Origin of the sequence: Pseudoroseomonas cervicalis ATCC 49957 (assembly GCF_000164635.1) — a bacterium.
GTDB lineage: Bacteria > Pseudomonadota > Alphaproteobacteria > Acetobacterales > Acetobacteraceae > Pseudoroseomonas > Pseudoroseomonas cervicalis.
Window position 1 is genome coordinate 1 of sequence record NZ_GG770814.1, and the last position, 1,627, is coordinate 1,627.

The 1,627-nt window shown below is 76.2% G+C and carries 2 protein-coding genes; both read right to left on the reverse strand.

All coding sequences use genetic code 11. The features are described 5' to 3' along the window. Positions 1 to 860 (reverse strand): WD40 repeat domain-containing protein (locus HMPREF0731_RS19265; RefSeq protein WP_007005887.1); only part of this gene is annotated, 860 nt, incomplete at its 3' end. A gap of 7 nt (positions 861 to 867) precedes the next feature. Further along, a partial coding sequence (locus HMPREF0731_RS19270) for a hypothetical protein (RefSeq protein ID WP_040614062.1) occupies positions 868 to 1,627 on the reverse strand: 760 nt, incomplete at its 5' end.

A 1,627-nucleotide genomic window follows, 5' to 3' on the forward strand; every position in this document is an offset into this window, starting at 1 on the left:
CCGCGGCCGTCGCTGGCCCAGGCGACGGCCGGCAGCCCCTCCCCCTGCAGGCCGGAGGCGTCGGGCACCGCCACGCTGCGCAGATCGGGCAGCGCCAGGATCTCGACCCGCAGCCGGTCCTCATAGCCCACCGCCAGCAGCGTGCCATCGGGCGAGAGGGCGATGCCGAAGGGCCGCGCATTGGCCAAAGGCGCGCGCTCGGCCAGCTTGCGGCCGCGCGCGTCGTAGAGGCGCAGCTTCCCATCGGCGCTGCTGCTGGCCAGCCTGCCCTCGCGGTCGAAGGCGACCATGCGGGCCGGGCCGGCATAGGCGGTGTCGTCGAACACGGCGCGGCCGGTGCGGGCGTCCCACACCCGGATGCCGGCGCGCCCGCCCAGCGCCGCCGCCAGCCGCGTGCCGTCCGGCGAGATGGCCAGATGCTGCACCGGCGCCGGCAATCCGGGCAGACGCGCCGCCAGCCGGCCCGTGCCGGTGTCGAAGACATAGATGCAGAAACTGCCATCCCAGGCGCGGCAGGTGTTGCCGGCGGCGAAGGCGCGGCTGCCATCGGGGGAGAGGGCGACGGCGTAGAGCTCGCCCTCCTCCGCCTCGCCGATCGGCGGGCGCAGCACGCCGCGCGGCGTGCCATCGGGCAGCGACCACAGGCGCAGCGTCTTGTCGTCGCTGGCGCTGGCCAGCAGCCGCCCGGCGGCATCGGTCGCCAGACGCGCGACGGGGGCGGTGTGCGCCCCCGTCTCGATGCGCAGGATGGGCTGCTGCGGCGGCTCCCGCAGCGCCTGCCCGAAGGCCGGGACGGCGAGCAGCAGGGCCAGGCCCGTGGAAGCGCCCCTGGCCAGCCGCCGCAGCGTCCCGCGCATCATGCGCGGCTCAGCTCGCCGCCAGTTCGAAGCCGCTGGCGGCCGCGCTCTGCGCCTGCGTCACGCTCTCCGCGAAATTGTCGCGGCGGGCGATGTTGCTGGCGGCCAGCGAACGCGCATCGCCCGACACGCCGGTCGGCGTCACGCGCGCCGTGCCGATGGCGCGGCGGTTGGCGAAGGAATCGGTGGTGACATAGCCGCGCTGGCCGCTCGCCGTCTCCACCAGCGCGTAGCTGCCGCTGGCGGGGCGCGCCTGCACCGCGCTGCGCGCCGCCACCTTGCCGATCTCGGGCGAGGCCGGGTCGGGGCGCAGCCGCAGCACCGCCTCGCGGCTGATCTGCGCCGGGCGCAGCGGCGCCTGGCGCGCCGCCAGCGTCGTCTTGGTGGTGCCGGGCGCGACGCTCTCCACCGCCGTGTCGAACTCGGCGCCGCGCTTGCTGACATTCTGGCTGATGGTCTGCGCCAGCGCGATCTCGCGCTGCGTGCGCTCGCGCAGCTGCGCCATGCGCGCCTCGGCGGTCGGCCGGTCCAGGCTGCCATTGGCCAGCGCGGCGCGGATCTCCTGCGCCTGGCGGAAGCGGCAATCCATCAGCTGGTCGAAGGCGAGCTGCGTGCGGTCGAGCTCGGCATTCTCGCGCTCCAGGTCGGAGGCGAGCGAGGCGCGCAGCCCGGCCTGGTCCTGGTTGCGCTGCTGCAGCGCGGCGAGATAGCCGCCCGCCGCGCCGGCCACCGCGCCCGTCGCCGCGCCGATCGCGGCGCCGCGCCAGTTC